This is a genomic window from Bradyrhizobium sp. SZCCHNS1022, assembly GCF_032484835.1.
GTDB lineage: Bacteria > Pseudomonadota > Alphaproteobacteria > Rhizobiales > Xanthobacteraceae > Bradyrhizobium.
The window spans coordinates 442,909-466,658 of record NZ_JAUETT010000004.1; the positions used below are offsets into that span (position 1 = coordinate 442,909).

General features: G+C 64.3%; 22 protein-coding genes. 18 read left to right on the plus strand and 4 right to left on the minus strand.

Translation table 11 applies throughout. From position 1 onward, the window contains the following. Window positions 1-239: 239 nt before the first annotated feature. From QX071_RS24840 to QX071_RS24865, 6 genes are all read left to right on the plus strand, one after another. Entirely contained in the window at window positions 240-617 is a 378-nt protein-coding gene (locus QX071_RS24840) for a hypothetical protein (RefSeq protein ID WP_315706081.1), read from the plus strand. After that, window positions 614-811: a hypothetical protein gene (locus QX071_RS24845; protein ID WP_315706080.1), complete on the plus strand. Its 198-nt coding sequence runs from the start codon at window positions 614-616 to the stop codon at window positions 809-811. The genes QX071_RS24840 and QX071_RS24845 overlap by 4 nt, the downstream gene beginning before the upstream one ends. Before the next feature lie 419 nt (window positions 812-1,230). Beyond that, window positions 1,231-2,574 carry a carbohydrate porin gene (locus QX071_RS24850; protein WP_315706079.1) on the plus strand — a complete coding sequence of 448 codons (1,344 nt, stop codon included), beginning with the start codon at window positions 1,231-1,233 and terminating at the stop codon, window positions 2,572-2,574. Between the two features lie 142 nt (window positions 2,575-2,716). Beyond that, window positions 2,717-3,916 carry an adenylate/guanylate cyclase domain-containing protein gene (locus QX071_RS24855; protein WP_315706078.1) on the plus strand — a complete coding sequence of 400 codons (1,200 nt, stop codon included), beginning with the start codon at window positions 2,717-2,719 and terminating at the stop codon, window positions 3,914-3,916. A 279-nt stretch (window positions 3,917-4,195) separates the two neighbouring features. Further along, on the plus strand, window positions 4,196-4,405 hold the full coding sequence (locus QX071_RS24860) for a cold-shock protein (protein ID WP_315706077.1): 210 nt from the start codon (window positions 4,196-4,198) through the stop codon (window positions 4,403-4,405). 211 nt (window positions 4,406-4,616) lie between these two features. Continuing rightward, entirely contained in the window at window positions 4,617-5,720 is a 1,104-nt protein-coding gene (locus QX071_RS24865) for a fatty acid desaturase (RefSeq protein WP_315706076.1), read from the plus strand. A gap of 83 nt (window positions 5,721-5,803) precedes the next feature. On the opposite strand, the gene ilvD is transcribed toward QX071_RS24865, so the two are convergent. Beyond that, window positions 5,804-7,645, minus strand: a complete 1,842-nt coding sequence (gene ilvD / locus QX071_RS24870) for a dihydroxy-acid dehydratase (protein ID WP_315706075.1) — start codon at window positions 7,643-7,645, stop codon at window positions 5,804-5,806. A 342-nt stretch (window positions 7,646-7,987) separates the two neighbouring features. On the opposite strand from ilvD, the gene QX071_RS24875 reads away from it, so the two are divergent. Both QX071_RS24875 and QX071_RS24880 read left to right on the plus strand, forming a co-directional pair. Next, on the plus strand, window positions 7,988-8,350 hold the full coding sequence (locus QX071_RS24875; RefSeq protein ID WP_315706074.1) for a copper resistance protein CopC: 363 nt from the start codon (window positions 7,988-7,990) through the stop codon (window positions 8,348-8,350). Between the two features lie 10 nt (window positions 8,351-8,360). Further along, window positions 8,361-10,019, plus strand: coding sequence for a copper resistance D family protein (locus QX071_RS24880; protein ID WP_315706073.1), 1,659 nt, complete (start codon window positions 8,361-8,363; stop codon window positions 10,017-10,019). A 4-nt stretch (window positions 10,020-10,023) separates the two neighbouring features. Here the strand turns inward: QX071_RS24880 and QX071_RS24885 are convergent, their stop codons facing one another. Both QX071_RS24885 and QX071_RS24890 read right to left on the minus strand, forming a co-directional pair. Further along, complete coding sequence (locus tag QX071_RS24885; RefSeq protein ID WP_315706072.1) at window positions 10,024-10,524, minus strand: DUF3455 domain-containing protein; 501 nt, start codon at window positions 10,522-10,524, stop codon at window positions 10,024-10,026. Window positions 10,525-10,620: 96 nt separating this feature from the next. Then, window positions 10,621-11,835 (minus strand): NADP-dependent isocitrate dehydrogenase, encoded by a 1,215-nt coding sequence (locus tag QX071_RS24890; RefSeq protein ID WP_315706071.1) that lies wholly within the window; start codon window positions 11,833-11,835, stop codon window positions 10,621-10,623. Window positions 11,836-12,162: 327 nt separating this feature from the next. On the opposite strand from QX071_RS24890, the gene QX071_RS24895 reads away from it, so the two are divergent. The 5 genes from QX071_RS24895 to QX071_RS24915 all read left to right on the plus strand — a co-directional run bounded on the left by QX071_RS24895 (window position 12,163) and on the right by QX071_RS24915 (window position 17,459). After that, window positions 12,163-13,362, plus strand: a complete 1,200-nt coding sequence (locus QX071_RS24895; RefSeq protein ID WP_315706070.1) for a TrmJ/YjtD family RNA methyltransferase — start codon at window positions 12,163-12,165, stop codon at window positions 13,360-13,362. A gap of 298 nt (window positions 13,363-13,660) precedes the next feature. After that, the gene (locus QX071_RS24900) at window positions 13,661-14,725 is read left to right on the plus strand and encodes a tetratricopeptide repeat protein (protein WP_315706069.1); all 1,065 of its coding nucleotides are present in this window, start codon (window positions 13,661-13,663) and stop codon (window positions 14,723-14,725) included. Window positions 14,726-15,123: 398 nt separating this feature from the next. Beyond that, window positions 15,124-15,858 (plus strand): hypothetical protein, encoded by a 735-nt coding sequence (locus QX071_RS24905; protein ID WP_315706068.1) that lies wholly within the window; start codon window positions 15,124-15,126, stop codon window positions 15,856-15,858. A 233-nt stretch (window positions 15,859-16,091) separates the two neighbouring features. Further along, window positions 16,092-17,210, plus strand: coding sequence for a DUF2336 domain-containing protein (locus tag QX071_RS24910; protein ID WP_315706067.1), 1,119 nt, complete (start codon window positions 16,092-16,094; stop codon window positions 17,208-17,210). Window positions 17,211-17,240: 30 nt separating this feature from the next. Next, the gene (locus QX071_RS24915; protein WP_315706066.1) at window positions 17,241-17,459 is read left to right on the plus strand and encodes a hypothetical protein; all 219 of its coding nucleotides are present in this window, start codon (window positions 17,241-17,243) and stop codon (window positions 17,457-17,459) included. A 154-nt stretch (window positions 17,460-17,613) separates the two neighbouring features. Here the strand turns inward: QX071_RS24915 and QX071_RS24920 are convergent, their stop codons facing one another. Next, window positions 17,614-18,294: a TetR/AcrR family transcriptional regulator gene (locus QX071_RS24920; protein ID WP_315706065.1), complete on the minus strand. Its 681-nt coding sequence runs from the start codon at window positions 18,292-18,294 to the stop codon at window positions 17,614-17,616. Window positions 18,295-18,541: 247 nt separating this feature from the next. Between QX071_RS24920 and QX071_RS24925 the strand changes: the two genes are divergently transcribed. From QX071_RS24925 to ntrB, 5 genes are all read left to right on the plus strand, one after another. After that, window positions 18,542-19,084 (plus strand): OsmC family protein, encoded by a 543-nt coding sequence (locus QX071_RS24925; protein WP_315706064.1) that lies wholly within the window; start codon window positions 18,542-18,544, stop codon window positions 19,082-19,084. Window positions 19,085-19,117: 33 nt separating this feature from the next. Then, complete coding sequence (locus tag QX071_RS24930) at window positions 19,118-20,239, plus strand: acyl-CoA dehydrogenase family protein (RefSeq protein ID WP_315706063.1); 1,122 nt, start codon at window positions 19,118-19,120, stop codon at window positions 20,237-20,239. Window positions 20,240-20,288: 49 nt separating this feature from the next. Next, a complete protein-coding gene (locus QX071_RS24935) occupies window positions 20,289-21,167 on the plus strand; it encodes a sulfurtransferase (protein ID WP_315706062.1) in 879 nt (292 codons plus the stop codon). Between the two features lie 107 nt (window positions 21,168-21,274). Further along, window positions 21,275-22,660 carry a CmpA/NrtA family ABC transporter substrate-binding protein gene (locus QX071_RS24940; RefSeq protein ID WP_315706061.1) on the plus strand — a complete coding sequence of 462 codons (1,386 nt, stop codon included), beginning with the start codon at window positions 21,275-21,277 and terminating at the stop codon, window positions 22,658-22,660. A gap of 178 nt (window positions 22,661-22,838) precedes the next feature. Then, the gene (ntrB, locus tag QX071_RS24945; RefSeq protein ID WP_315706060.1) at window positions 22,839-23,678 is read left to right on the plus strand and encodes a nitrate ABC transporter permease; all 840 of its coding nucleotides are present in this window, start codon (window positions 22,839-22,841) and stop codon (window positions 23,676-23,678) included. Window positions 23,679-23,750 lie beyond the last annotated feature (72 nt).

Sequence of the window (23,750 nt, forward strand, 5' to 3'; positions counted from 1 at the left end):
CGGTCGAATAGCGAAGCGTGATCCGCTGTGAAGGAAAAGCGGCGGGTTACGCCTTTGGCTCATCCGCCTCACGAGAGTCGAAACTGCGCAGAGAGCGGACCAGCGAGAGCCTGAGCCCGCATCGCCGGGGCAAATGGGCGCGAAGGTGAAGCGCGAAAGCGGGCGAGCAACCCGCCATTCGTCTCCGCATTATTTTCAATCGCATCGGTTCCGGGGTGGGCGTCACGGTGCGACGGCCCATGCGCTGCGGTCAGCGGCTTGCGGTGCAGGGGCGCGAGAAGCAGGCGATCGCGCGCGCCGCCATCGATCTGATCGAGGACGGCGACACGCTGATCCTCGACGCCGGCTCCACGGTCGCAGCCTTCGGCCGGCTGCTCCGCGAGCGTAGGCTGCGCATCATCACCAACAACCTCGCGCTCTTGCCCTTTCTCGCCAAGGCGCCTGCGATCGATCTCGTGGGGCTCGGCGGCACGCTGCGCCCGACCAGCATGAGCACCATGGGGCCGCTCGCGATCGAGGCGCTGCGCCGCATGACCGCCGACCGCGCCATCATGAGCGCGGATGGCGTGTTCATGGCCGTGGCCTGTGCGAAGCCGATCTCGATCAGGTCGAGTTGAAATCGCTGATGATGCAGCAGGCGCGGGAGCTGATCGTGCTCGCCGATGCGACCAAGCTCGGCCGGGCCGAGCAGTCGGCCTGGGCGCCGCTGCCGCCGCGCTGGACTCTGGTCACCGACGACGGCGCATCCGAGAGAGAGCGCACATGCCTGGCCGATGCCGGGGCGCGCGTGGTCGTCGCGCCTGCCGGCTGAGATCAGGCGAAGCGGCGCTACAGGCTGCTGTAAAGCTTTGCGTCGAACGGTGGAGACCTCCCTCTCGCCGCACGATATCGCGCAGAATTCGTCTGCGCCGGACACCGCTTCGGCGATATCGGCGGCCCCAGCCTGACCGCGTTCGGGCCGGCGCGCAGAGAGCAGTTCCTCGGTCACCGACATATCTGTGTCCGATCTGACACAGTTACGGTTTTACCGAGGCGTCTATATTGTATGACTATTCACGCCCGCTCAAATGCCCGTTAGGGTGACTGTCCAACCTGCAATTGCGATTCAGTCGCTTCTTGGGGCGGCGGCTGCGGGTGGCCGAGGGGAAGCGCGTTCCGGGACAACGGCTTTGGCCGGGACGCGACATAAAAACATCCAGAGCCTGGGAACGCTGCGAGGAGCAGAAGAAAATGAATTGGTGTGTGACGACCGCACGTGCGTGCGGCGTGGGGATCGTTTTGTCTCTGTTAGGCAGCGGCGCATATGCGGCCGATCTGCCGACGAAGGCGCCGCCCGTTCCTTATCCGTCGGCCGATGATTTCTGGACAAGACCGTATCTGTTCGGCGATCTCGGCCGGACATGGCTGAAGGAGCAGGGCGTTACACTGGCCCTGACGCTGGGCGACGAAGCTGTCACCAACCTCTCGGGCGGCTCCAGGAACACCTCAGCCAACGCAGGCCAGCTGTGGTTCGAGGCCAAGTTCGACATGGCCAAGCTTGCCGGCATCCAGGGCGGCATGGTCGGCCTTACCCTGGTCGACCGCTTCGGCGACAATCTGAATTCCGAGGCCGGCATTCCGGCGCTGCAGCTGACCAACGAAGTGTTCGGCCGCGGCAATATCGTGCGCCTCACCGAATTCTACTATCAGCAGAAGCTGTTCGATGATCGCTTGACCCTCAAGGGCGGCCGTCTTCCGGTCGGCAACGACTTCTTCTTCGGCCTGTGCGAGTTCATCAACCTGACCTTCTGCGGCGGCCAGCCCGGCAACATCCAGGGCGGCTACATCTTCAACTGGCCGGTGAGCCAGTGGGCCGGTGTCGCCCATTTCAACATCACCAAGGAACTGTCAATTTCGGCCGGCGTCTACGACGCCAATCCGCAATATCTGACGACTTCGGACGCCGGCATCTATCTGGCGCCGGGCATTCCCACCCGAAGCCCCGGCGCGGGTGTGCTGGTGCCGGTGGAGTTGAAGTGGGAGCCGAGCGGTCCGCTGAACGGCACCTGGCGCTTCGGCGGCTGGTATGACAACGCCTCGACGATCGATGGCGGCCTTCCCGGGATCATCATGACCATCCCCGGCGTCGGTGGAGTTCCGGATCAAAATATTGGCGATCAAAGAGGCCGCTACGGCGTCTACGAATCGATCCTGCAGCGCTTGACCGTCGACGGTCCGGACGCCCAGGGCTGGTACACGTTCCTCAATACGACTGTCGCCGATCACCGGACTGCGTTCCAGGACTACCAGATCGCGTGGGGCGTCAGGCACACCGGCACGTTCTCCTTCCGCCCGAAGGACGAAGTCGGCTTCGCGGTGGGCACCACCCACGTGAACTCGGCCGCGCTGAGCCCGAACGCAGGCGGGAACGAGGTTCCGATCGAAGCCTGGTACGGCTGGCAGGCGACTGGCTGGATGAACCTCAAGTTCGATGCCCAGTATGTGATCAATCCCGGCGGACGCGGCTTCAACGCCGCCGGCATCAAGACCAGCAATGCCTGGGTTCTCGGCCTGCGCACGGTGGTTCACTTCTGACGCGACGGCCAGGTCGTCATGCGTTTCGATCAAGACATGGCATGCCCGTTTGCGGGCATGCCATGACGTCGATTGACTCCGGCGCGCGGGGACACGACCTATCCAGTATCGGTTGGTCAGGTTTCGGGCCCAGGAGCAAGACATGAAGGCGTCAGCAGACCTCGATCCCGCCACCGTACAGTCCGACGGCGACATCGTGCACTGGCTGACGCACGGTACGCGTGACCAGCGCTTCCTCGACAACATCTTCGCCGAGATGTGCATCCGCCTGCAGCGTGCCGGGATTCCGGTCAAGCGGGCGACGCTTCATCTGTTGATCCAGCACCCGCAATGGCTCGGCGCCCGGATCCTGTGGAACGACGGGACGCATGAGGCCGAGATTGCGCGGGTCGATTACGATGTCATGGGACGGTCCGAATATATCGGCAGTCCCGCCAACGAGATCCATGATGGCGCCGCGCAGGTGCGTGAAAATCTCGAGCGCGATCCGGGGCAGGGGCGCAGACACGCCGTCTATGACGAGATGCGGGCACAGGGCTTGACCGACTATGTCGCCTGGCCACTGTATCATACGCTCGGCAAGCGCCACATCGTGACCTTCGCGACCGACCGGCCCGGCGGCTTCGAGGACGCGCATATCGCAGCTCTGTTCAAGCTGCTGCCGATGCTGGCGCTGGTCAGCGAAATCCGGATGAAGAACCGGCTGGCGCGGACCCTGCTCGAAACCTATGTCGGCTCGCACGCCGGCGAACTCATCCTGGCCGGCGCCACCAGGCGCGGCAGCGGGACCACGGTCCGCGCCGCGATCATGATCTGTGACCTCAGGGACTTCACCAGGATCTCCGACAACTGGCCGCGCGACGACGTGATCGATCTCTTGAACGGCTATTTCGACGCGATGTCGGAGCCGATCGTTTGCCATGGCGGGGAGATCCTGAAATTCATGGGCGACGGCCTGCTCGCCATCTTTCCGCTCAGCGAGCCACGCGCCTGCGCCAATCTGCTGCATGCCGTGGCCGAGGCCCGTCAGGCCATGCTTGCCCTGAACGAGAAGAACGGCGAAGCCGGCCGGGCGCCGCTCAATTACGGCGTCGGCGTCCATGTCGGAGATGTCATGTACGGCAATATCGGCTCGCGCGCGCGGCTCGACTTCACCGTCATCGGTCCTGCCGTCAACATGGCCTCGCGGCTCGAAACCCTCACCAAACAGGTCGGAAAGCCGGTGCTGCTGTCGCGCGCCTTCGCCGATCTCGTGAAAGACGAGTTCGCGCTCGAGCGCGTCGGTGAATACCCGGTACGCGGCTTCTCCGAGCCGATCGAACTGTTCGCGTATCAGGGGTGAGGGCGGATCTACCCGCTGCGGGTGTAAAGTTGCGGCTTAGATCGGGCCCGGCTACGGGGTACTACGGTCCGCAAGTGGCGAATCTTGACGCCGGCTCGATTTATGCCCATATAGCGGTCATCGACACTTGGCCGAACGACCTGGGCCGCTTCGCCTCGTCACAGACAGGCGCGCACGTTTCAGACCCCCTTCTCCAAAAATCGATCCATCGACGAAGGCCGCCGCACTCTCGGCGCCTTGAGTCTTACGTGCACGTTGTCAGGTGAAAGGACATCGACAGTGAATACAGGAACTGTGAAGTGGTTTAACGGCCAAAAGGGCTTCGGCTTCATTCAGCTCGACGGCGGCGGCAATGACGTCTTCGTTCATATCAGCGCGGTTGAACGCGCCGGCATGAGCACCCTCAATGAGGGGCAGAAGGTCAGCTTCGACATCGTGGCCGACCGCCGAACCGGCAAATCCGCCGCTGAAAACCTGCGCGCCGCCTGAGCGGCCGCGCGAAGGACCATGGTGCTTTGACCACGGATGTACTGGCAGAGCTTTCTGGTTTTCTGAGTCCCGCGTCCGATCCGTCGGCACGCGGGATTTTTCCATCTGGCCACAATCGCCACAAAGCAGGTGAAGATCACATTGCAAGTCAACAAGCAGATCGCGGCTGCGCCGAAGACGAAGCCCGCATCGGCAAGCCTCGGATATTCTCTTGAGCACTGAACATCATTCGGGCGCATCGAGGCCCGACTCGCGGCGCTGGACGCGCATTCTGGCCAGTTATGGCAAGCCAAATCGCGCGCGCAGCGCTGCCGAATTGGTGATCACCGCTGTGCCGCTCGCGGTATTATGGACCGCGGCCTGGTTCATGTTCTCCCTTGGCCATGCCTGGGCTTCGTTGCTGATCGCTGTTCCAGCTGCCGGCTTTCTCGTGCGACTGTTCATGATCCAGCACGATTGCGGCCATGGCACCTTTTTCGCCGGTCGTCGGGCGAACGACTGGGTCGGTCGCGTCATCGGTGTGCTGACGCTGACGCCTTACGACTGGTGGCGCCGCACCCATGCGATCCATCATGCCTCCACCGGCAATCTCGATCGGCGCGGTATCGGCGACATCGATACGCTGACGGTGCGCGAATACGCCGCCCGCTCATGGTGGGGCCGTCTGACCTATCGGCTTTACCGCCACCCGCTGGTCATGTTCGGGGTCGGACCGGCCTATCTGTTTCTGCTGCAACACCGGCTTCCGGTCGGCCTGATGCGCGACGGTTGGCGACTCTGGGCCAGCACGATGGCCACCAATCTCGCCATCGCCGCGACCGTCGCCGCTCTTAGTTGGCTCGTCGGGATCAACGCATTCCTGCTGGTGCATCTTCCGATCATGCTGCTCGCGGCCACGGCCGGCGTATGGTTGTTCTACGTGCAGCATCAATTCGAGCAGACCGCGTGGGAGCGCGACGAGCGCTGGAACCTGCATGATGCCGCCCTGTACGGCAGCTCCCATTACGATCTGCCGGTTCTGCTGCGCTGGTTCACGGCCAACATTGGCATCCATCACGTGCACCATCTGTGCAGCCGGATTCCATATTACCGGCTCCCGCGCGTGCTGCGTGACCATCCGGAACTGCGCGAGGCCTGTCGCATCACGCTGCCGCAGAGCTTTCGCTGCGTCAGGCTTGTGCTGTGGGACGAGGCGCAGCGCCGACTGGTCTCGTTCCGAGAAGCCAGAGCCGGAGCCTTTGAGCTTCGGACGGCCACAGTGAAGCGGCCGCACCGCTCGGTTTCGCGGGAGGCTGCCGCTGGGCGGCTAAGCTAAGCGCGCACCGTATCGCGCATATGAAAGAAAGGTGGGCACGACGCTCCGCGTCTTTGCCCACCTGACGTCATCGAACTATCAACTCAGTCCTTCAGCACGCGCACGGCACCCTTGGCGGCGCTCGAGGCGAACGCGGCGTAGGCCTTCAGCGCGGTGGAGACCTTGCGTGCGCGCTTGGCCGGCTTCCAGGCCTCCGTGCCCTTGGCCTCCATCGCGGCGCGGCGATGCGCCAGCTCCTCGTCGTCGACGGCAAGGTGGATGGTGCGGTTGGGGATGTCGATCTCGATGCGGTCGCCATCCTTGACGAGTCCGATCAGGCCGCCTTCGGCGGCTTCCGGCGAGACGTGGCCGATCGACAAGCCCGACGAGCCGCCGGAGAAGCGGCCGTCGGTGACGAGCGCGCACACCTTGCCGAGCCCTTTCGACTTCAGATAGCTGGTCGGATACAGCATTTCCTGCATGCCGGGGCCGCCGCGCGGGCCTTCATAGATGACGACGACGACGTCGCCGGGCTTGATCTTGTTGGTCAGGATCGCCTCCACCGCGGCGTCCTGGCTCTCCATGACGCGGGCGGGGCCTGCGAAGGTGAGGATGCTGGCATCGACGCCGGCCGTCTTCACGATGCAGCCGTCGAGCGCAACGTTGCCGTAGAGCACGGCCAAGCCGCCATCCTTGGAATAGGCATGCGCGAGGTCTCGGATGCAGCCCTTTTCGCGATCGAGATCGAGGTCCTCATAGCGGCGGTCCTGGCTGAACGCCACTTGTGTCGGCACGCCGCCGGGCGCGGCCATGTAGAAGTTCTTCACGCTCTCGCTTTGGGTGCGCCTGACGTCCCAGCGCTCCAGCGCAGATGCAAGCGAAGCCGAATGAACGTTCGGCAACTCCGTGTGCAACAGCCCTGCGCGGGCGAGTTCGCCCAGAATCGCCATCACGCCGCCGGCGCGATGCACGTCCTCCATGTGGACGTCAGGCACCGCTGGCGCGACCTTGCACAGCACCGGCACTTTGCGCGAGAGGCGGTCGATGTCCTTCATCGTGAACGGCACGTCGCCCTCATGCGCGGCGGCGAGCAGATGCAGCACGGTGTTGGTCGAGCCGCCCATCGCGATGTCGAGACTCATCGCGTTCTCGAATGCCTTGAAGTTGGCGATCGAGCGCGGCAGCACCGAGGCATCGTTTTGCTCGTAGTAGCGGCGGGCGAGATCGACGATCAAATGACCGGCCTCGACGAACAGTCCCTTGCGGTCGGCATGCGTCGCCAGCACCGAGCCGTTGCCGGGCAGCGACAGGCCGAGCGCCTCGGTGAGGCAGTTCATCGAATTGGCGGTGAACATGCCGGAGCAGGAACCGCAGGTCGGACAGGCCGAGCGCTCCATCACCTCGACGTCGGCGTCCGAGACCTTATCGTCGGCGGCCGTCACCATGGCGTCGATCAGGTCGACCTTGCGCAGCTTGCCGGCGAGGTTGACTTTGCCCGCTTCCATGGGCCCGCCCGAGACGAACACGGCGGGAATGTTGAGGCGCATCGCGGCCATCAGCATGCCCGGGGTGATCTTGTCGCAGTTGGAGATGCAGACCATCGCGTCGGCGCAATGCGCGTTGACCATGTATTCGACGCTGTCGGCGATCAGCTCGCGCGAGGGCAGGCTGTAGAGCATGCCGTCATGGCCCATGGCGATGCCGTCATCGACCGCGATCGTGTTCATCTCCTTGGCGACGCCGCCGGCCTTCTCGATCTCGCGGGCGACCAGCTGGCCGAGATCCTTCAGATGCACATGTCCCGGCACGAACTGGGTGAAGGAGTTGACCACCGCGATGATCGGCTTGCCGAAATCCTCGTTCGTCATCCCGGTGGCGCGCCACAGGCCGCGAGCGCCGGCCATGTTGCGGCCGTGGGTGGAGGTTCGGGAGCGGTAGGCGGGCATGACGGTTCCTCAGATGACGGCAATGTTGGTCCGGCGGGCAGGGAACAGGTCCGGGGCCGGACGGGCAGCAACGGATGACGCGTGGCATACCGCGAACAAGCCGATGATGCGACATGTAATTTTGTAGTCCAGCGATGCCGGCGTGATCGATCCGGCGGCCGCATCAGGGCCCGGCGCGCGCAATCCTGTCACTGCCGGGCCACACTTTGCCGATCGCAGCGTGGGTCACAACTTTGTGCCTATTTGCGGAATTTGCCGGCACCTAAATACAGTGCAGTGCAATGTTCAACCGGCCACGTCGCGTGTTTGAGACGTCGTCCTGAGCTGCCGGGTCTTGAAGCCATGGATTCTGCCCGAAAACGACATTACCTGCTGCCGTTATTTCTGCTGCTCACCGCGCCGCAAGGCGCCGCGGCCCATGCCATCATCATCTCGTCCCAGCCGGCGTCCGGCGCGACCGTCGCCAAGGATGCGATCGCGATCAGGCTGCGCTTCAACAGCCGCATCGATCATGCGCGTTCGCGGCTGAAGCTGCTCGCGCCCGATGGTACCGAGCAGACATTGACGCCGACGGCCGGCACACCGCCGGACGAGCTTGATGCCGAAGCCAAGGCGCTCGCGCCTGGCGCCTGGCGCCTGCGCTGGCAGGTGCTGAGCGTCGACGGGCACATCACGCGCGGCGATATCCCATTCACCGTCCGCTGAGCCGCCCGCCGTGTCGCTCTTTCTCGACATCTTCGGCTATCTGTCGGTGGTGCTGCGCGGGCTGACCCTGCTTGCGCAGTCGTTCACGCTGGGCGGCATCGCCTTCCAGGCGCTGCTGTTGCGGCCGCTGCAGGACAAGTTGTCAGCCGACGCGATCGTCGTGGGGAAAAAGTGCCAGCGCTTTCTGCGCCTCAGCGCGCGTGCATGGTTCTCGGTGACGCTCGCCTCGCTCGCGATCAATGTCGCGGCGCTGACCGGCACGCTCGACGTGTCATGGCGCGAAGCGGCTGGCGCGGATTTCGCGCGCTTCGAGCTTGCGGTGGCCGGCTGCGCGCTCGTCCTTTCGCTGCTGGCGCGGACAGGCACGTGGACCGCGTGGCGAACGACAGCCCTGATCGTCATCGCCGCGTTCGCGCTCGCGCTGCAGCTCAATCTGACGCATGCGGCAAGCCGCCTCGAGGTGCGCTGGCCACTGATGCTCGCCGATGCCTTGCACATGCTGGGGGCGGGCGTATGGATCGGCGGCCTGCCATATTTCCTGATGGCGCTGAACGGCTGCAAGGCTGCCGGTGACGAGCGGCTGATCGGACGCCGCTACTCGCTGATGTCGATGGCCGCGGTGGCAGCCATCGTGGTCGGCGGCACCGTGATGGCGATCGCCTATCTCGGCTCGTTCGAGGCGATCTACGGCACGGCCTATGGCGTGATGACGTCAGCCAAGGTCGCGATGTTGCTGATGCTGCTCGCGCTCGGCGCCGGCAACTTCCTCGCCGTGGAGCGGCTGCGCCGGCGCGATCCGGAAGCGCCGCTGCTGCGGCTGAAGCGCTTCGTCGAGGTCGAACTCGGCGTCGGACTCACGGTGCTCATGACCGCAGGATCGCTGACGTCGCTGCCACCCGGCGTCGATCTCAGCCAGGACCGCCTGAGCTGGCAGGAGATCGTGGAGCGCGCAGCGCCGCAATGGCCGCGCCTGATCAGTCCGCCGGCCGACCAGCTCACCATCTCGCAGCTCCAGGCCAAGATCGACGCCGCCGATGCGCAGCGCGTGACCGCGCCGCCGGCTTACGTCCCGGGCGAAGGCATCATCCTGCCGCGCAGCGCCGAGGACATCGCCTGGTCCGAATACAACCACCATTGGGCCGGCATCTTCGTCCTGCTGATCGGGCTGCTCGCGCTGATCGAACATTTCAGCTGGGGCAGATGGGCGCGGCATTGGCCGCTCCTGTTCCTGGTCATGGCCGCATTCCTGTTCTTCCGCGCCGACGAGATGGCCTGGCCGATCGGGCCGATCGGCTTCTTCGCCTCGCTGCGCGATCCCGAAGTGGCCCAGCACCGTCTGTTCGTGGTGCTGATCATCCTGTTCGGTCTGTTCGAATGGCGGGTGCGGCTGCGTGGCGAGGCCGCGGGACGGGCGGCGCTGATGTTTCCGCTGACGGTCGCGGTCGGCGGCGCGCTCTTGATGACGCACTCTCACGCCATCGCCAACGTCAAGGACCAGCTGCTGATCGAGATGAGCCACACGCCGCTGGCGCTGTGCGGCATGACGGCAGGCTGGGCGCGCTGGCTGGAATTGCGCCTGCCGGGGCGGACCAGCCGGATCGCCGCCTGGGTCTGGCCGGTTGCCTTCGTGCTGGTCGGGCTGATCCTGCTAGATTATCGCGAGGCGTGAGTTCTTAGTCCTTGCGCAGGAACACGTAGTCGGCCGAATAGGGCACGCTGCGATAGGTACCGGCCGTGTCGCAGGCGCCTTCCAGCACACCGCCCTTGGTATTTACCCGCTGCACGGTGGTGATGTTGGCAAGAATGCCGTCGCCGCGATGGCCGACGGCGTTGAGCTTGAGCCAGGCGATGTCGTTCTCGGTCGCACCGATCGCGGTGCCCACCACGCGGCCCGTGACCACGCTGCCGTCCTGATGCTCCCAGTTCGGCCCCGCGTAATGGCGGCCGACCGTCTTGCCGTCTTCCATCAGCGTCGCGATCGGCTCGCGGAACGTCCAGGCGAGCGTGCCGTCCTTGTCGGCCTTGCACTCATAGACCTGCGCGCCCTCGGCATGCAGCGTCAGCACCACCTTCTCGCCGGGGGCGATCAGCGCATCGGGGATCGTGGTTTCGCCGGCGCGGGCGCTGCCGGTCAGAGCTGCAACAAGGATGAGCAGGGCAGGGGTCGCGCGCATCGAAGGTGCTCTCTGGTTCGTGGAAACGAACGGGCCGCGCTGGTGGCGCGGCCCGTAATGATGCCAGTCGCACTCTGGCGAAAATGGGGAGGCGGCTTAGGCCGCCATCGCCTTGGTGAGGTTTTCCGCGATCTTGTCGAGGAAGCCGGTGGTCGACAGCCAGCGCTGGTCGGCGCCGACCAGGAGCGCGAGGTCCTTGGTCATGTAGCCGGCCTCGACGGTGTCGACGCAGACCTTCTCCAGCGTGGCGGCGAACTTGGCGAGCTCCGCGTTGTTGTCGAGCTTGGCGCGGTGGGCGAGACCCCGGGTCCAGGCGAAGATCGAGGCGATCGAGTTGGTCGAGGTCTCCTTGCCCTTCTCGTGCTCGCGGAAATGGCGGGTCACGGTGCCGTGCGCGGCTTCCGCTTCCACGGTCTTGCCGTCCGGCGTCATCAGCACCGAGGTCATCAGGCCGAGCGAGCCGTAGCCCTGCGCCACGGTGTCGGACTGCACGTCGCCGTCATAGTTCTTACAGGCCCAGACATAGCCGCCGGACCATTTCAGCGCCGCCGCCACCATGTCGTCGATCAGGCGGTGTTCGTAGAAGATCTTCTTGGCCTCGAATTGCGTCTTGAACTCGCGGTCGTAGATGTCCTGGAAGATGTCCTTGAACCGGCCGTCATAGACCTTGAGGATGGTGTTCTTGGTCGAGAGATAGACCGGGTAGCCGCGCTGCAGGCCGTAGTTCAGCGAGGCGCGGGCGAAGTCCATGATCGACTCGTCGAGATTGTACATCGACATCGCGACGCCAGCGCCGGGGGCCTTGAAGACCTCCTTCTCGATCACGGTGCCGTCCTCGCCGACGAATTTCATCGTCAGCGTACCCTTGCCGGGGAATTTGATATCGGTGGCGCGGTACTGGTCGCCATAGGCGTGACGGCCAATGATGATCGGCTTGGTCCAGCCGGGCACCAGGCGCGGCACGTTCTTGCAGATGATCGGCTCGCGGAAGATGACGCCGCCGAGGATGTTGCGGATGGTGCCGTTCGGCGACTTCCACATCTCCTTCAGCCCGAACTCCTTCACCCGCGCCTCGTCCGGGGTGATGGTGGCGCATTTGACGCCGACGCCGACCTTCTTGATCGCGTTGGCGGAATCGATGGTGACCTGGTCGTTGGTCCTATCGCGGTTTTCCATCCCGAGGTCGAAATACATCAGGTCGATATCAAGGAAGGGGTTGATCAGCTTGTCCTTGATGTACTGCCAGATGATCCGGGTCATCTCGTCGCCATCGAGTTCGACGACGGGGTTGGTCACCTTGATCTTTGCCATGCGGATAGGGCCTCTTGGGAACAGCGCACTTTTTCGAAGAGCGGGATGTGAAAATCAGCGCGTCATAGCACCGGTCCGGGGCGGGCGAAAGCCGAGCTGGTATGCATCCGGAGCTGATTTGCCGCGTGAGCCCGGCGTTCTTCGAGGCGCTCTCGGCCTGTGCGGCGGCTCAAGCTCCCCACAGCTTCGGTAAAACGGCAAAATCGGCCATTAACCGGGTTATTTTGCTTGAGAATTCTGCCCAGCCGGGTCAACGGGGGCAGAGTGGTCCAAAGCTGGGTGGCCGGGTAGGCACTCAGCCGCTTGATGAACTGGAGAAGGATCGACGTGTCCGGGACCGACAAGACCAAGACGGGGGTGGAGATCGACGGCCCTGTCGTCATCCTGGTCGAGCCGCAGCTCGGCGAGAACATCGGCATGGCTGCCCGCGCCATGGGCAATTTCGCGCTGACGCAGCTCCGCCTGGTCAATCCGCGCGACGGCTGGCCGAACATCGCCGCCCGGCGCGCGGCGGCGGGCGCCGACCACATCATCGAAAACGTCCGGCTGTTCGCGACCCTTGATGAGGCCATCGCCGATCTCGACCTGGTGTTCGCCACCACCGCCCGGTCGCACGACCAGGCCAAGCCGGTGATGGGGCCGGAGGGCGCCGCGCGCGAGATCCAGGGCCACGTGGCCGCCGGCGGCAAGGCCGGCATCCTGTTCGGCCGCGAGCGCGCCGGGCTGACCAACGAGGAGGTGGCGCGGGCCAACCGCATCATCACCTATCCGGTCAACCCGGGCTTTGCGTCGCTGAACCTCGCCCAGGCGGTGCTGCTGATGGGCTACGAATGGTTCAAGCTGATCACCTCCGGCGCCTTGCCGTTTTCGATGCCGGAGCGCTCCGAGCGGGCCTCCCAGCACCAGATGGAAGCCTTCTTCGAGAACCTGGTACGCGAGCTCGACCGGGTCGAATTCCTGCGGCCTGTCGAGAAGCGCGAGACCATGCTGGTCAACCTGCGCAACATCTTCTTCCGGATGGAGCCGACCAAGCAGGACGTGCACACGCTGCACGGCGTGATCATGGCCATTGCGGAAGGGCGGAAAGGCCCGGCCAAGGGCGGGGTGCTCGACAGCGAGCAGGCCACGCGGCTGCGGGCGCTGATCGCCGAGCAGGGCACGGTGGCGAGCCTGCCGGATTCACGCGGCTCGTTGCGTGGGCTGGCACGGCTGCTCCGCCGCAATCCGACCGATGCCGAGCGCATGCTCTGGCATGCGCTCACCCGCGACCGCCGCTTCGCCGGTCAATTCAAGCGGCAGACGCCGGTCGGGCGGCAGATCCCGGACTTCGTCTCCTTCGTTCATCGCCTCGCGATCGAGCTCGTGAACACCGAGGAGAGTGAGGCGATCGCCGCCGACCGCGCCGCGCGCCGCACCTGGCTGGAGAGCCGCAACTACCGCGTGGTCGACATCAACGTCGCCGATATCGAGGCCGACCTGGAGCAGGAGCTGGCGCGGCTGGCGGAGATCGTGGCGGAGGCGAAGTAGCTGATCGGCACCCTGAGCGGCGGTGCAGCCGTTGCCGCCGCCGCCGGACTTGGTAACATGATCCGGCTTGGAAATGGGGGCTGGGATGCAATCGGAATGGCGGGTGTTCGTCGCTGCGGCAATGGCGGCGGGACTAGGTGCGTTGACGTCGATCCCAGGTGCCCTCGCGCAATCGTCTCCGATCATATCGTTTCCGACCATCAAGTGCCACGGGACCGGGAATATCGCCCTGGACGATCGCATCGCCGGCTGCACCGCCTTGATCGAGAGTTCTGCGGCCACATTGAGAAGCCTGAATATGGCCCGCCTTCGTCGGGCGATGTTCCATGTTCAGAAAGGCGAAATGGAGCTCGCGATCGCGGACTATGATGCAATCCTTGCCCGCGATGCGGACAATGTCCCTGCGCGGCTTGCGCGTGCCTCCGCTCATCTGCGGAAGCACGACAATGATGCAGCCCTTGCCGACTACGACCGGGTCATCGAGTCTGACCCTCAGAGCATCTATGCACTCAACGGGCGAGCGCTGGTCTATCTGGCAACAGCGAACCCGGACAGCGCGATCGCCGACTACGGACGGGTTCTCCTAATTCATCCCGAGAATGTCGGCGCCTATGTCGGCCGCAGCGGCGCCTACAGGGCCAAGCAAGATCCGGAGCGGGCGCTCGCTGATTGCAACAAGGCGATCGAGATCAGCCCGGAGCGTGAGTACGGCTATCTCTGTCGCGGTGCAGCCTATCGGGACCAGGATCAGATCGATCGTGCGGTGGCGGATTTCGAGCGGGCGACTGAGCTCAATCCCAAAAATCTGCAGGGCGACCTCAATCTGGCCAGCGCGCATGAGCGGCGCGGCGACATGGAGGCTGCGTTGGCCCGGCTCGACCAGGCTTTCAAGATCGATGCGGACAATGCCGTCCTCCATCGGGCGCGGGGAGTTGCTCGGCTGGAAAGCGGCGGATCGCGCGAGGCCATCGAGGATTTCGGCCGAGCCGCCGAGCTCAGGCCCAGGGATTCTTACGTGCAGCTCTGGCTCGATCTTGCGCGTCGCCGCAGCGGCGAACCCAGCGAGCTGGCCGAAAGCAGCAAGCAGCTGGACATGTCGGAATGGCCCGCGCCCGTCGTTCGCTTCTATCTCGGTGGCCTGACGTTCGGGGCCTTGCTTGTTGCCGCCGAAGATCCCGATCCAAACAAGCGCAAAGGCCAAGTCTGCGAAGCCAATTTCTATGCGGGAGAGCTGACGCTCGCCAACGGCGCTCAGGACGAGGCTCTCAAGCTGCTGCGCGTTGCCACCGATGTCTGCCCGAAGCATTTTGTCGAATGGCCCGCCGCTCATGCCGAGTTGCGGCGGCTCGGCAGTGGCCGATAACGGCCGGAGTACCACGGTGGATCTCCTGCAGCCGGTCTGGCGATATGAGGACGATCCTTCCGTACCTTGCCGAAGTTCACACCATGATATGCGCGAGCGTGGACGCTCGCGTTCGGACGCGATCATGCTGCATCGAGCTTTTTCTGTTCGCGGCTGGAGGAGATGACCACGCGCGACGGCGGTTAGAGTCTGCGATTCCATTTACATCGCCTGAAGCATGATCTGCGAATGCAGCTAAAGATTGTGGCGAGATCGGCGTGTGTTGCTAGCATCAAGCAACACACAAGGAGACGATCATGGCTAGGCACCGATGGTACTCGCTTCCCGGTTGCGCGTTGATTTTGGCTTTAATCTCCGCCATCTCGGCGAGCGCCCAATCATCGGCGGCAAAGCGGTGCATGATCGCGGTGGGCGTCACTCCGGACGAGCGCATTGCCGGCTGCACCGCCGTGATCGAGCGCGGCAGGCCGGCGACCCCACAGGTGGTCACGGCCCGATTCAGGCGCGCCGAGGCCTATTTCCGCAAGGGAGATATCGATCACGCAATTGCCGACTACGACGATGTCGTTGGGCAGTCCCGGGCCGACCTTCGTGCCGCGTATGATTATGCCGACGCCGATCCGTCCGGAGCGGTGCCGACGAGGTCCGCGCGGACGTCGGAGCGCGTTCGGTACGTTGCGCAGGCCTATCGCGCACGGGGGATTGCGAGCTTCGAGGCGGGCCTGCTGGAGCAGTCGCAGGACGATTTCAAGCGGCTCAGCGCGATGGATCGGAAGGATGCCGAAGCCGCCTTGTGGCTGGACCTGGCGCGGCGCCGCGCCGGTCTGGCGAGCGACCTCGCCGACAGGGCAAAGCAGCTCGACATGAGCAAATGGCCCGCGCCGATCGTGCGCCTCTTCCTCGGCCAAGGGACGGCAGAGGCGGCGCTTGCTGCGGCCGAGGAGGGCAATCGTGTCATGCGAAGGACGCGGCGCTGCGAGGCGAGTTTCTTCGCCGGAGAGCTGATGCTGCAACAGGGCCAGGATGCCGGCGCCATGCGGCTGATCGATCGGGCTCTGGCTGAATGCGCGCCGGCGTCAGGCGAACGATCGGTCGCCGATGCAGAAGCGCGCATCCTCAGAGTCATGCCTTGATGATCGTCTGACGCTCGCATCGCGCTCTGGAGCAGGGGCTTCTGTGTTCGTGCGATCCCCCGTCGATCGGGCGCGGAGCACTTCGACCTCTTAAGAGGCTCCTAACGGACTCCGGCACATTTAAGGAACAACTCGCAGCAAAATGCCTGCGCGCAAGTTTACGGAACACTCGCGTTCGGCGGCTATCGTGCAGCATTGAATTTTCTCTGTTTGCGGGTTGCGGTTGTTCCATGATGAGCGAAACGAAATCGGTACTGCGGGATCTCGACGAGGCGATTGCGCGCGGCAGCGCCGAGAGCCGCGCCCGCGCGCTCTGGCACGCGACCGACCTCTTGATCGCCGGACGGTATTGTGAGGAGGAGATCGCGGTGTTCGGCGAGGTCATCGGCCGCCTGGCCGATGAGATCGAAACGGCTGCGCGCGCCACGCTGGCGGACCGGCTGGCGCGGATCGAATATTCGCCGGCGAGCGTCATCCGCAAGCTTGCCTTCGACGACGCGATCGAGGTCGCAGGCCCCGTGCTGCGTCACTCCGAGCGGCTCGACGATGCGACGCTGATCGAGAATGCCGAGACCAAGAGCCAGGACCATCTGCTGGCGATCGCCCAACGCGAGAGCCTGAGCGAGGCGGTCACCGATGTGCTGGCCTCGCGCGGCAATCGCGACGTCGCCAATGCGGTCGTCCGTAACGAGGGCGCCCGGTTCTCCGGCGCCGGCTTCCTGCATATGGTGACGCGCGCCGAGAACGATTCGATCCTGGCGGAGAATCTCGGGTTGCGCAGGGACATTCCCCGCCATCTGTTCCAGCAACTGATCGCCAAGGCTTCCGACGACGTCAAGAACCGGCTGGCCGGCGAACGTCCCGAGATGCTCGACGAGATCCATAGCTCGGTGGCGAATCTCGCCGGCGAACTGCAATCCAAATTCGGCCCCGGCTCGCGCAACTATTTCGTCGCCAAGCGGGTGGTTTCGATCCAGCACCGGCAGGGCAATCTGGATGAGCGCAGCATCGCGGGCTATGCGATGGCGCACAAGGTCGACGAGGTCACGATCGGCGTGTCGCTGCTGTCGGGCCTGCCGGTCGACGTGATCGAGCGCGCGCTATTCGACCGCAATCGCGAATTGCTGTTGATGCTGGCCAAGGCGCTCTCGTTTTCCTGGGATACGACCATGGCCCTGCTGTTTTTGGGCGCACGCGAGCATCGCATCAGTGCGGGCGAGCTGCAGGATCTGGAGCGGGACTACGGCCGTCTCAAGGTGCAGACCTCGCGCAGCGTGCTGGAGTTCTACCAGTCGCGCAAGAATCCCGCCGGCAAGCGCACGCAGCGTGTGCCGAGCCTGCTGGCCCATTGAGGCTGCGACGTTCATGCGAGGTGGTCAAGGATGAACAATATGAGCTTCCACTTCGCATCACGTGAGCGCGTCACGCCGGGCGGCGATGACCGCTCCGCCACGGAGGCCGCTTGGCTGGTGCTCGAAGCCGCCAACGATCTCGGCGATCAGGTGGCGGTGGCCGCCTGCCGGCGTGTCATCGATGCGAGCCTGAGCGGCCTCGCTCCGGCGCCGGCGGATGTGCATCTGGTGCTGGATTATTTTCGCTAAAGCGCACAATCGTAACCGCATAGACAGCGTCATACCCGCGAAGGCGGGTATCCAGTACGCCGCGGTCTCTCGGGACATCACGAATGTCTCGGAGTACTAGATCGGCCGGTCAAACCGGGCGATGACGCAGAAATTGCTGTAGGAGTAAGCGCCCTCACACCGCGGCGAACTGACCGTCCGCCTTGCTCGTCCGCTTCGCGGGTTTCTGTTTCGCCGGGGCGAACAGCGAGTTCGCCGCGATCCCGGCAGTGTCGGCGACATCAGGGTTGCGCGAGACCATGGCGGCGACGATCGCCCCGTCGATCAGAAGCGCCAGCTGATGCGCGAAGCTTTCGGGATCGAGCGCGCCCATTTCGCGCGCGAGCTTCTCGATATGAGTGAGCACCACCTTCTTGTGGCGCATCGCGATGGTGCGAAACTGCTTCTGATCCTTGTCGTGCTCGGCGACGGCGTTGATGAACGGGCAGCCGTAGAACCGATCTTCGCTGAACCAGCTTTTCAGCGCCGGGAAGATCCGTGACAGCTTGGTCTCGGCATCGCCGCCGCCGCGCTCGATCTCGCCGATGAACCACTCCCGCCACTGCCGGCCTTCGCTTTCGAGCACGGCGTGAACCAGCGCGGTCTTGGAGCCGAACAACTTATAGAGCGTGGTCTTGGCGGTGCCGGCCTCATTGATGATCGCGTCGATGCCGGTGGCGTTGATGCCGTCCTTGCAGAACAGGCGCGTCGCCGCACCGAGCAGGCGACCGTGCGCCGATTCATCGTCGATCCCCGCGCTCGCTTTTGCAGCGATGCGCTTCTTTGATGGCTGTTTGCCCGCAACCGATCTGCCCATGCGCGGCAGCTTAAACAGAGCAAGCGCACCTCATCAAGCTGCATCTTCGATGATCAACCCTGCTGCGCTCAATTTGATCGCGGCGTGCAACAGACTGCACCCGGTTTGAGCAGAAGGCCTCGGTCAGTTTCGCGGCATCCTCTCTAAGCGACGAGAAATGCTTCGGCTTTTGTTTTCCAGCTTGCTGGCACGCTTCGTGCAGGAAACAGACCGTTCGGTATCCTCGATCCCAGGGAGAAAAGACGAGATGACCGCTGTTGTTCAGAAGACGGTGCTCACGGGCTGCCTTGCCCCCATCGACAAGAACGGGCTGGAGCAGCTCATTGCCACTGGCAAGGCCAATCCCAAGGTCATCAAGACCCTGAAGTGCAAGACGGTGGCCGAGGGCAAATTCCGCCACGCCAACTACATCCGCAACCTGCCGCCTTATATCGTCGACGAGCCGCCGGGACTGCTCGGCGACGACACCGCTCCCAATCCGTCGGAGGCTTCGCTCGCGGCGCTCGGCTCCTGCCTCGCCGTCGGCCTGCATGCCAACGCCGTGCACCGCGGCTGGATCGTCAACAAGCTCGAGCTGGAGCTCGAAGGCGATCTCAACATCACGGCCGTGTGGGGCACCGGCGACGTCAGCGACAAGCCGGTCGGCTTCACCGACGTCCGCGTCAAGGTCGACATGGAGTGCGAGGGCGTCGCGCCGGAGGAGATTCAGGCGCTGGTCGCACATGTGAAGAAGTGGTCGCCGGTGGCCAATACCTTCACCCGCCCCGTCAATCTCGAAGTCGGCATCTGAGCGGGCCGGTAGCCGCCAGCAACGGAGGGCGTCATGGGTTCACTCGGATCGAATCTCGCGACCGATGACACGGGCGTCGTGCCCGTGCCCTCGATGATCGAGCAGGTCACGGCGATCGTGCGCAAGGAGCTCGCGCCGATCGCCCCTGCCATCGATGCCGGCACGGTGTATCCGGCGGAACTGCTGCGCCATCTCGGTGATGCCGGTGCCTGGGGCAGTCATGTCCCCGAGAATGGTGCCGCCGATCTGAACGCTGCGATCCAGTCGATCGCGGCGATGGGCGAGATCTGTGGCGCCACCGCCTTCATGGCGTGGTGCCAGAATACGCTGGTCTGGTACATCGCCAACTCAGCTAACAAGGCGTTGGTCGATCGTCTGCTCGATGACACCGCGAGCGGACGGTTGCTCGGCGGTACCGGCCTTTCCAACCCGATGAAGAGCTTCTTCGGCATCGAGAAGCTCAAGCTCAAGGGGCGGAAGGTCGAGGGCGGCTATGTCGTGCGCGGCGTGCTGCCCTGGGTTTCCAATCTCGGCCCCGACCACATGTTCGGCACGATCTTCGAGCGAGAGGATGCGCCCGGCGAGATCGTGATGTTCATCGCCGATTGTGCCGATCCGGCGGTGACGCTGCAGCCATGCCAGCCGTTCCTGGCGATGGACGGCACCGGGACCTATGGTGTGCAGTTTCGCGACCTGTTCGTGCCGGATGAACTGATCCTTGCCGACCCGGCTGGGCCTTTCGTCAAGAAGATCCGCGCCGGCTTCATCCTGCTGCAGGCCGGCATGGCGCTCGGCCTGATCAAGGATTGCATCAAGGTGATGCAGGAGGTCGAGGCGCCGCTCGGCCACGTCAACCGCTATCTGCCGCAACAGCCGGTCAATTTTTCCGAGCTTGCCGCCGAGCTCGCGCATGAAACGGCTGCGCTCGCCCGCGATCCCTTCAACCCGGACGAGACCTATTGGCGCCAGGTCGTCGCGCTGCGCCTGCGGGCCGGCGAGGCCAGCGTGGCGGCCGCGCACGCCGCGATGCTCCATTGCGGAGCCCGCGGCTACATCAAAGGCAATCGCGCCGAGCGGCGACTGCGCGAGGCCTATTTCGTCGCGATCGTGACCCCCGCGACCAAGCAACTCCGCAAGATGCTCGCCGACGGCTGACGCCGGCGAGAAGAGGGACCATCGAATTCCATAACAGGAGAGGCCTGCCATGACGGACGTTCTGATTTCTGCCGGCGAACTCGCTGACCTCATCACCAAAGAACCGTGTGTCCTGATCGACACCCGCAATCCCGACGCTTACGGCGCAGGGCACATTCCCAATGCGGTGAATGTGCATGAGATCTTCACCTATCTCGCCACCTCGACTCCCGAAGGCATCGAAGAGCTGAAAACCAAGTTCGCGGACGCCTTCGGCGCCGCCGGCTTGTCCGGCAACGAGACGGCTGTCGTCTACGAGCAGTCGATGAATTCCGGCTTTGGCCAGTCCTGCCGCGGCTATTTCCTGCTCAGCATGCTCGGCTATCCCAAGGTGAAGGTGCTGCATGGCGGCTTTGAGGCCTGGGTCGCAGCCGGCCTGCCTGTCACGACCGACGCACCGTCGCCGGTGAAGGCGTCGTTCTCCATCGTGCCGGAAGCGGGCAGCATCCTGATCGACGCCAAGGCGATGCTGGCAGCGGTCGGCAATCCGTCCATCGCCATTCTCGACGTGCGCGACGTCGATGAGTGGATCGGCGACTCATCCTCGCCCTACGGCAAGGACTTCTGCCCGCGCAAGGGACGCATTCCCGGCGCCGTGTGGCTGGAATGGTATCGCATGATGAAGCCCACGGCCGAAGGCCCGCGCTTCAAGTCGAAGGACGAGATCCTCGCCGAATGCGCCACCGTCGGCATCACCACGGAAACGCCGGTGTATTTGTACTGCTTCAAGGGAGCCCGAGCCTCGAACACCTTCCTCGCGCTGAAGAATGCCGGTGTGAAGGACGTGCGGATGTATTTCGGCTCCTGGAACGAGTGGTCGCGCGATCCGTCGCTGCCGATCGAGGAGGGCTTGCCGCTTCCTCCGGCAATGGCCAGCAAGGCGGCATAGAAGCTGCATGTTTTGCATCATCCGGCGGCTGAAGGTGTCGCCGGATGATCAGTTAGAGGGCGCGCCGCAACGTTGCTGCGCGCGGGTGCGACAAAGGGGCGCAGCACATGTCGATTTTCGATGATCCGTTCGATGCCGATAGCAGCGCGAATGCGGGCTGCGTGTGCGGCCAGCACCGTTCTGCAGCCGAACACGACCACGCCATGCTGGCGCTGCGTTGTGCGCCGGTCGCCGACACCGATGAGAAGCGGTATGAAAACGTGGTCGCCTCGGCAGTGCTGCGCGCCGTGTTTCCGCAGTCCGCAACACGCCGCGCCTTTTTGAAGTCTGTCGGCGCAGCGACCGCGCTCGCCGCGGTCTCGCAGTTCTTCCCGCTGAAGACGGCGACCGAAGCCTTCGCCGAGGCCGGCGCACCCGAGAAGAAGGACCTCAAGGTCGGCTTCATCCCGATCACCTGCGCGACGCCGATCATCATGGCGGCGCCGCTGGGCTTCTATGCCAAGGCGGGGCTGAACGTCGAAGTGGTCAAGACTGCCGGCTGGGCTGTGATCCGCGACAAGACCATCAACAAGGAATATGACGCCGCCCACATGCTGGCGCCGATGCCGATCGCGATTTCGCTGGGGCTCGGCGCACAGCCGATCCCGTTTACCGTGCCTGCGATCGAGAACATCAACGGGCAGGGCATCGTGCTGGCCATGAAGCACAAGGACAAGCGCGATCCCAAGGATTGGAAAGGCATGAAATTCGCCATTCCGTTCGACTATTCAATGCACAACTACCTGCTGCGCTACTATCTCGCCGAGCACGGCATCGATCCCGATACCGACGTGCAGCTCCGCTCGGTGCCGCCGCCGGAAATGGTCGCGAACTTGCGCGCCGACAACATCGACGGCTTCCTGGCGCCCGACAACATCTGCCAGCGCGCGATCTATGACGGCGTCGGCTACCTGCATATTCTGTCCAAGGAGATCTGGGACGGCCATCCCTGCTGCAGCTTCGCCGCCAGCCGCGAGTTCATCACGGCGGCGCCGAACAGCTTTGCGGCGCTGACGCGCGCCATCGTCGACGCGACCGCCTATGCCTCCAAGGCGGAAAATCGCAAGCAGATCGCCGAGGCGATCGCGCCCGCCAACTACATCAACGCGCCGGTCACGGTGCTGGAGCAGGTCTTGACCGGCACCTATGCCGACGGGCTCGGCGGCGTGAAGACCGACCCGAAGCGGGTCGATTTCGATCCGTTCCCGTGGCAATCCTTTGCGGTGTGGATGCTCACCCAGATGAAGCGCTGGGGCCAGATCAAGGGCGACGTCGACTACAAGGCCGTGGCCGAGCAGATCTATCTGGCGACCGACACGCGCAAGGTGATGACCGAGATGGGCCTCGCTCCGCCGAAGGACTCCTACAAGTCGTTTGCGGTGATGGGGAAGACCTTCGATCCGAGCAAGCCTGACGACTACGTCGCGAGCTTCAAGATCAGGAAGGCGTCGTGATGGGGGAGACAAGCGCGACGCCGCCGACCACGCCAATGCTGTCGTCCCGGCGCACGCCGGGACCCATAGGCCGTGACCTTTCTTTGGGCACCTGCGGCGATGACCTTTTCTACCAGCTGAGGACGGTGATTATGGGTCCCGGCGTGCGCCGGGACGACGGCGGGGAGGGGGCATCGGCATGACCGCATCCCTCCGCCTCCGCGCTGCCGTCGTCTCGATCGGATTGCTCGTCGTCTTTCTCGGCGCCTGGCACATCGCCACGCGCAGCGCCGGCCCTGCGGCCAATATGAGCCCGGAATATGCCAAGCTGATGGGGATGACCGCGACCCAGGGCAAGTCGGCCATGCCGGGTCCGCTCGACGTCGGGGCTACGCTGTGGGAGCATCTGAAGCGGCCGTTCTATGACAATGGTCCGAACGACAAGGGGCTCGGCATCCAGCTCGGCTATTCGATCGCGCGCGTGATGCTGGGTTATCTGGTTGCGGTTGCGGTCGCGATCCCGCTCGGCTTCCTGATCGGCATGTCGCCGTTAATGAGCCGTGCGCTCGATCCGTTCATTCAGATCCTGAAGCCGATCTCGCCGCTTGCCTGGATGCCGCTGGCGCTCTACACGATCAAGGACTCCAGCCTGTCGGCGATCTTCGTCATCTTCATCTGCTCGGTGTGGCCGATGCTGATCAACACGGCCTTTGGTGTCGCCAGCGTGCGCAAGGAATGGATCAATGTGGCGCGGACGCTGGAGGTCGGCAATCTCCGCCGCGCCTTCACCGTGATCCTGCCGGCAGCGGCGCCGACCATCCTCACGGGCATGCGGATCTCGATCGGCATTGCCTGGCTCGTGATCGTCGCGGCCGAGATGCTCGTCGGTGGCACCGGCATCGGCTACTTCGTCTGGAACGAGTGGAATAACCTCTCGATCACCAATGTGATCATCGCGATTTTGTTGATCGGCGTCGTCGGCATGCTGCTCGATCAGATCCTGGCGCGCTTTGCGCGGCTCGTGACGTTTCCGGAGTAGGGGCCGCATGATCGGGCAAGCTCTTACAACGGGCGCAACTCTGTTCCCCTCCCACTTGCGGGAAGGCGGCAG

Excerpts from the sequence above, each read along its gene's own strand:
- QX071_RS24925 (WP_315706064.1), top strand. The coding sequence starts at position 18,542 with ATGACCGCTGTTGTTCAGAAGACGGTGCTCACGGGCTGCCTTGCCCCC.
- QX071_RS24855 (WP_315706078.1), top strand. The coding sequence starts at position 2,717 with ATGAAGGCGTCAGCAGACCTCGATCCCGCCACCGTACAGTCCGACGGC.
- QX071_RS24940 (WP_315706061.1), top strand. The coding sequence starts at position 21,275 with ATGTCGATTTTCGATGATCCGTTCGATGCCGATAGCAGCGCGAATGCG.
- QX071_RS24930 (WP_315706063.1), top strand. The coding sequence starts at position 19,118 with ATGGGTTCACTCGGATCGAATCTCGCGACCGATGACACGGGCGTCGTG.
- QX071_RS24900 (WP_315706069.1), top strand. The coding sequence starts at position 13,661 with ATGGCCCGCCTTCGTCGGGCGATGTTCCATGTTCAGAAAGGCGAAATG.
- QX071_RS24915 (WP_315706066.1), top strand. The coding sequence starts at position 17,241 with ATGAACAATATGAGCTTCCACTTCGCATCACGTGAGCGCGTCACGCCG.
- QX071_RS24850 (WP_315706079.1), top strand. The coding sequence starts at position 1,231 with ATGAATTGGTGTGTGACGACCGCACGTGCGTGCGGCGTGGGGATCGTT.
- QX071_RS24910 (WP_315706067.1), top strand. The coding sequence starts at position 16,092 with ATGAGCGAAACGAAATCGGTACTGCGGGATCTCGACGAGGCGATTGCG.
- QX071_RS24885 (WP_315706072.1), bottom strand. The coding sequence starts at position 10,524 with ATGCGCGCGACCCCTGCCCTGCTCATCCTTGTTGCAGCTCTGACCGGC.
- QX071_RS24875 (WP_315706074.1), top strand. The coding sequence starts at position 7,988 with ATGGATTCTGCCCGAAAACGACATTACCTGCTGCCGTTATTTCTGCTG.
- ntrB (WP_315706060.1), top strand. The coding sequence starts at position 22,839 with ATGACCGCATCCCTCCGCCTCCGCGCTGCCGTCGTCTCGATCGGATTG.
- QX071_RS24935 (WP_315706062.1), top strand. The coding sequence starts at position 20,289 with ATGACGGACGTTCTGATTTCTGCCGGCGAACTCGCTGACCTCATCACC.
- QX071_RS24905 (WP_315706068.1), top strand. The coding sequence starts at position 15,124 with ATGATCGCGGTGGGCGTCACTCCGGACGAGCGCATTGCCGGCTGCACC.
- QX071_RS24840 (WP_315706081.1), top strand. The coding sequence starts at position 240 with ATGCGCTGCGGTCAGCGGCTTGCGGTGCAGGGGCGCGAGAAGCAGGCG.
- ilvD (WP_315706075.1), bottom strand. The coding sequence starts at position 7,645 with ATGCCCGCCTACCGCTCCCGAACCTCCACCCACGGCCGCAACATGGCC.
- QX071_RS24890 (WP_315706071.1), bottom strand. The coding sequence starts at position 11,835 with ATGGCAAAGATCAAGGTGACCAACCCCGTCGTCGAACTCGATGGCGAC.
- QX071_RS24920 (WP_315706065.1), bottom strand. The coding sequence starts at position 18,294 with ATGGGCAGATCGGTTGCGGGCAAACAGCCATCAAAGAAGCGCATCGCT.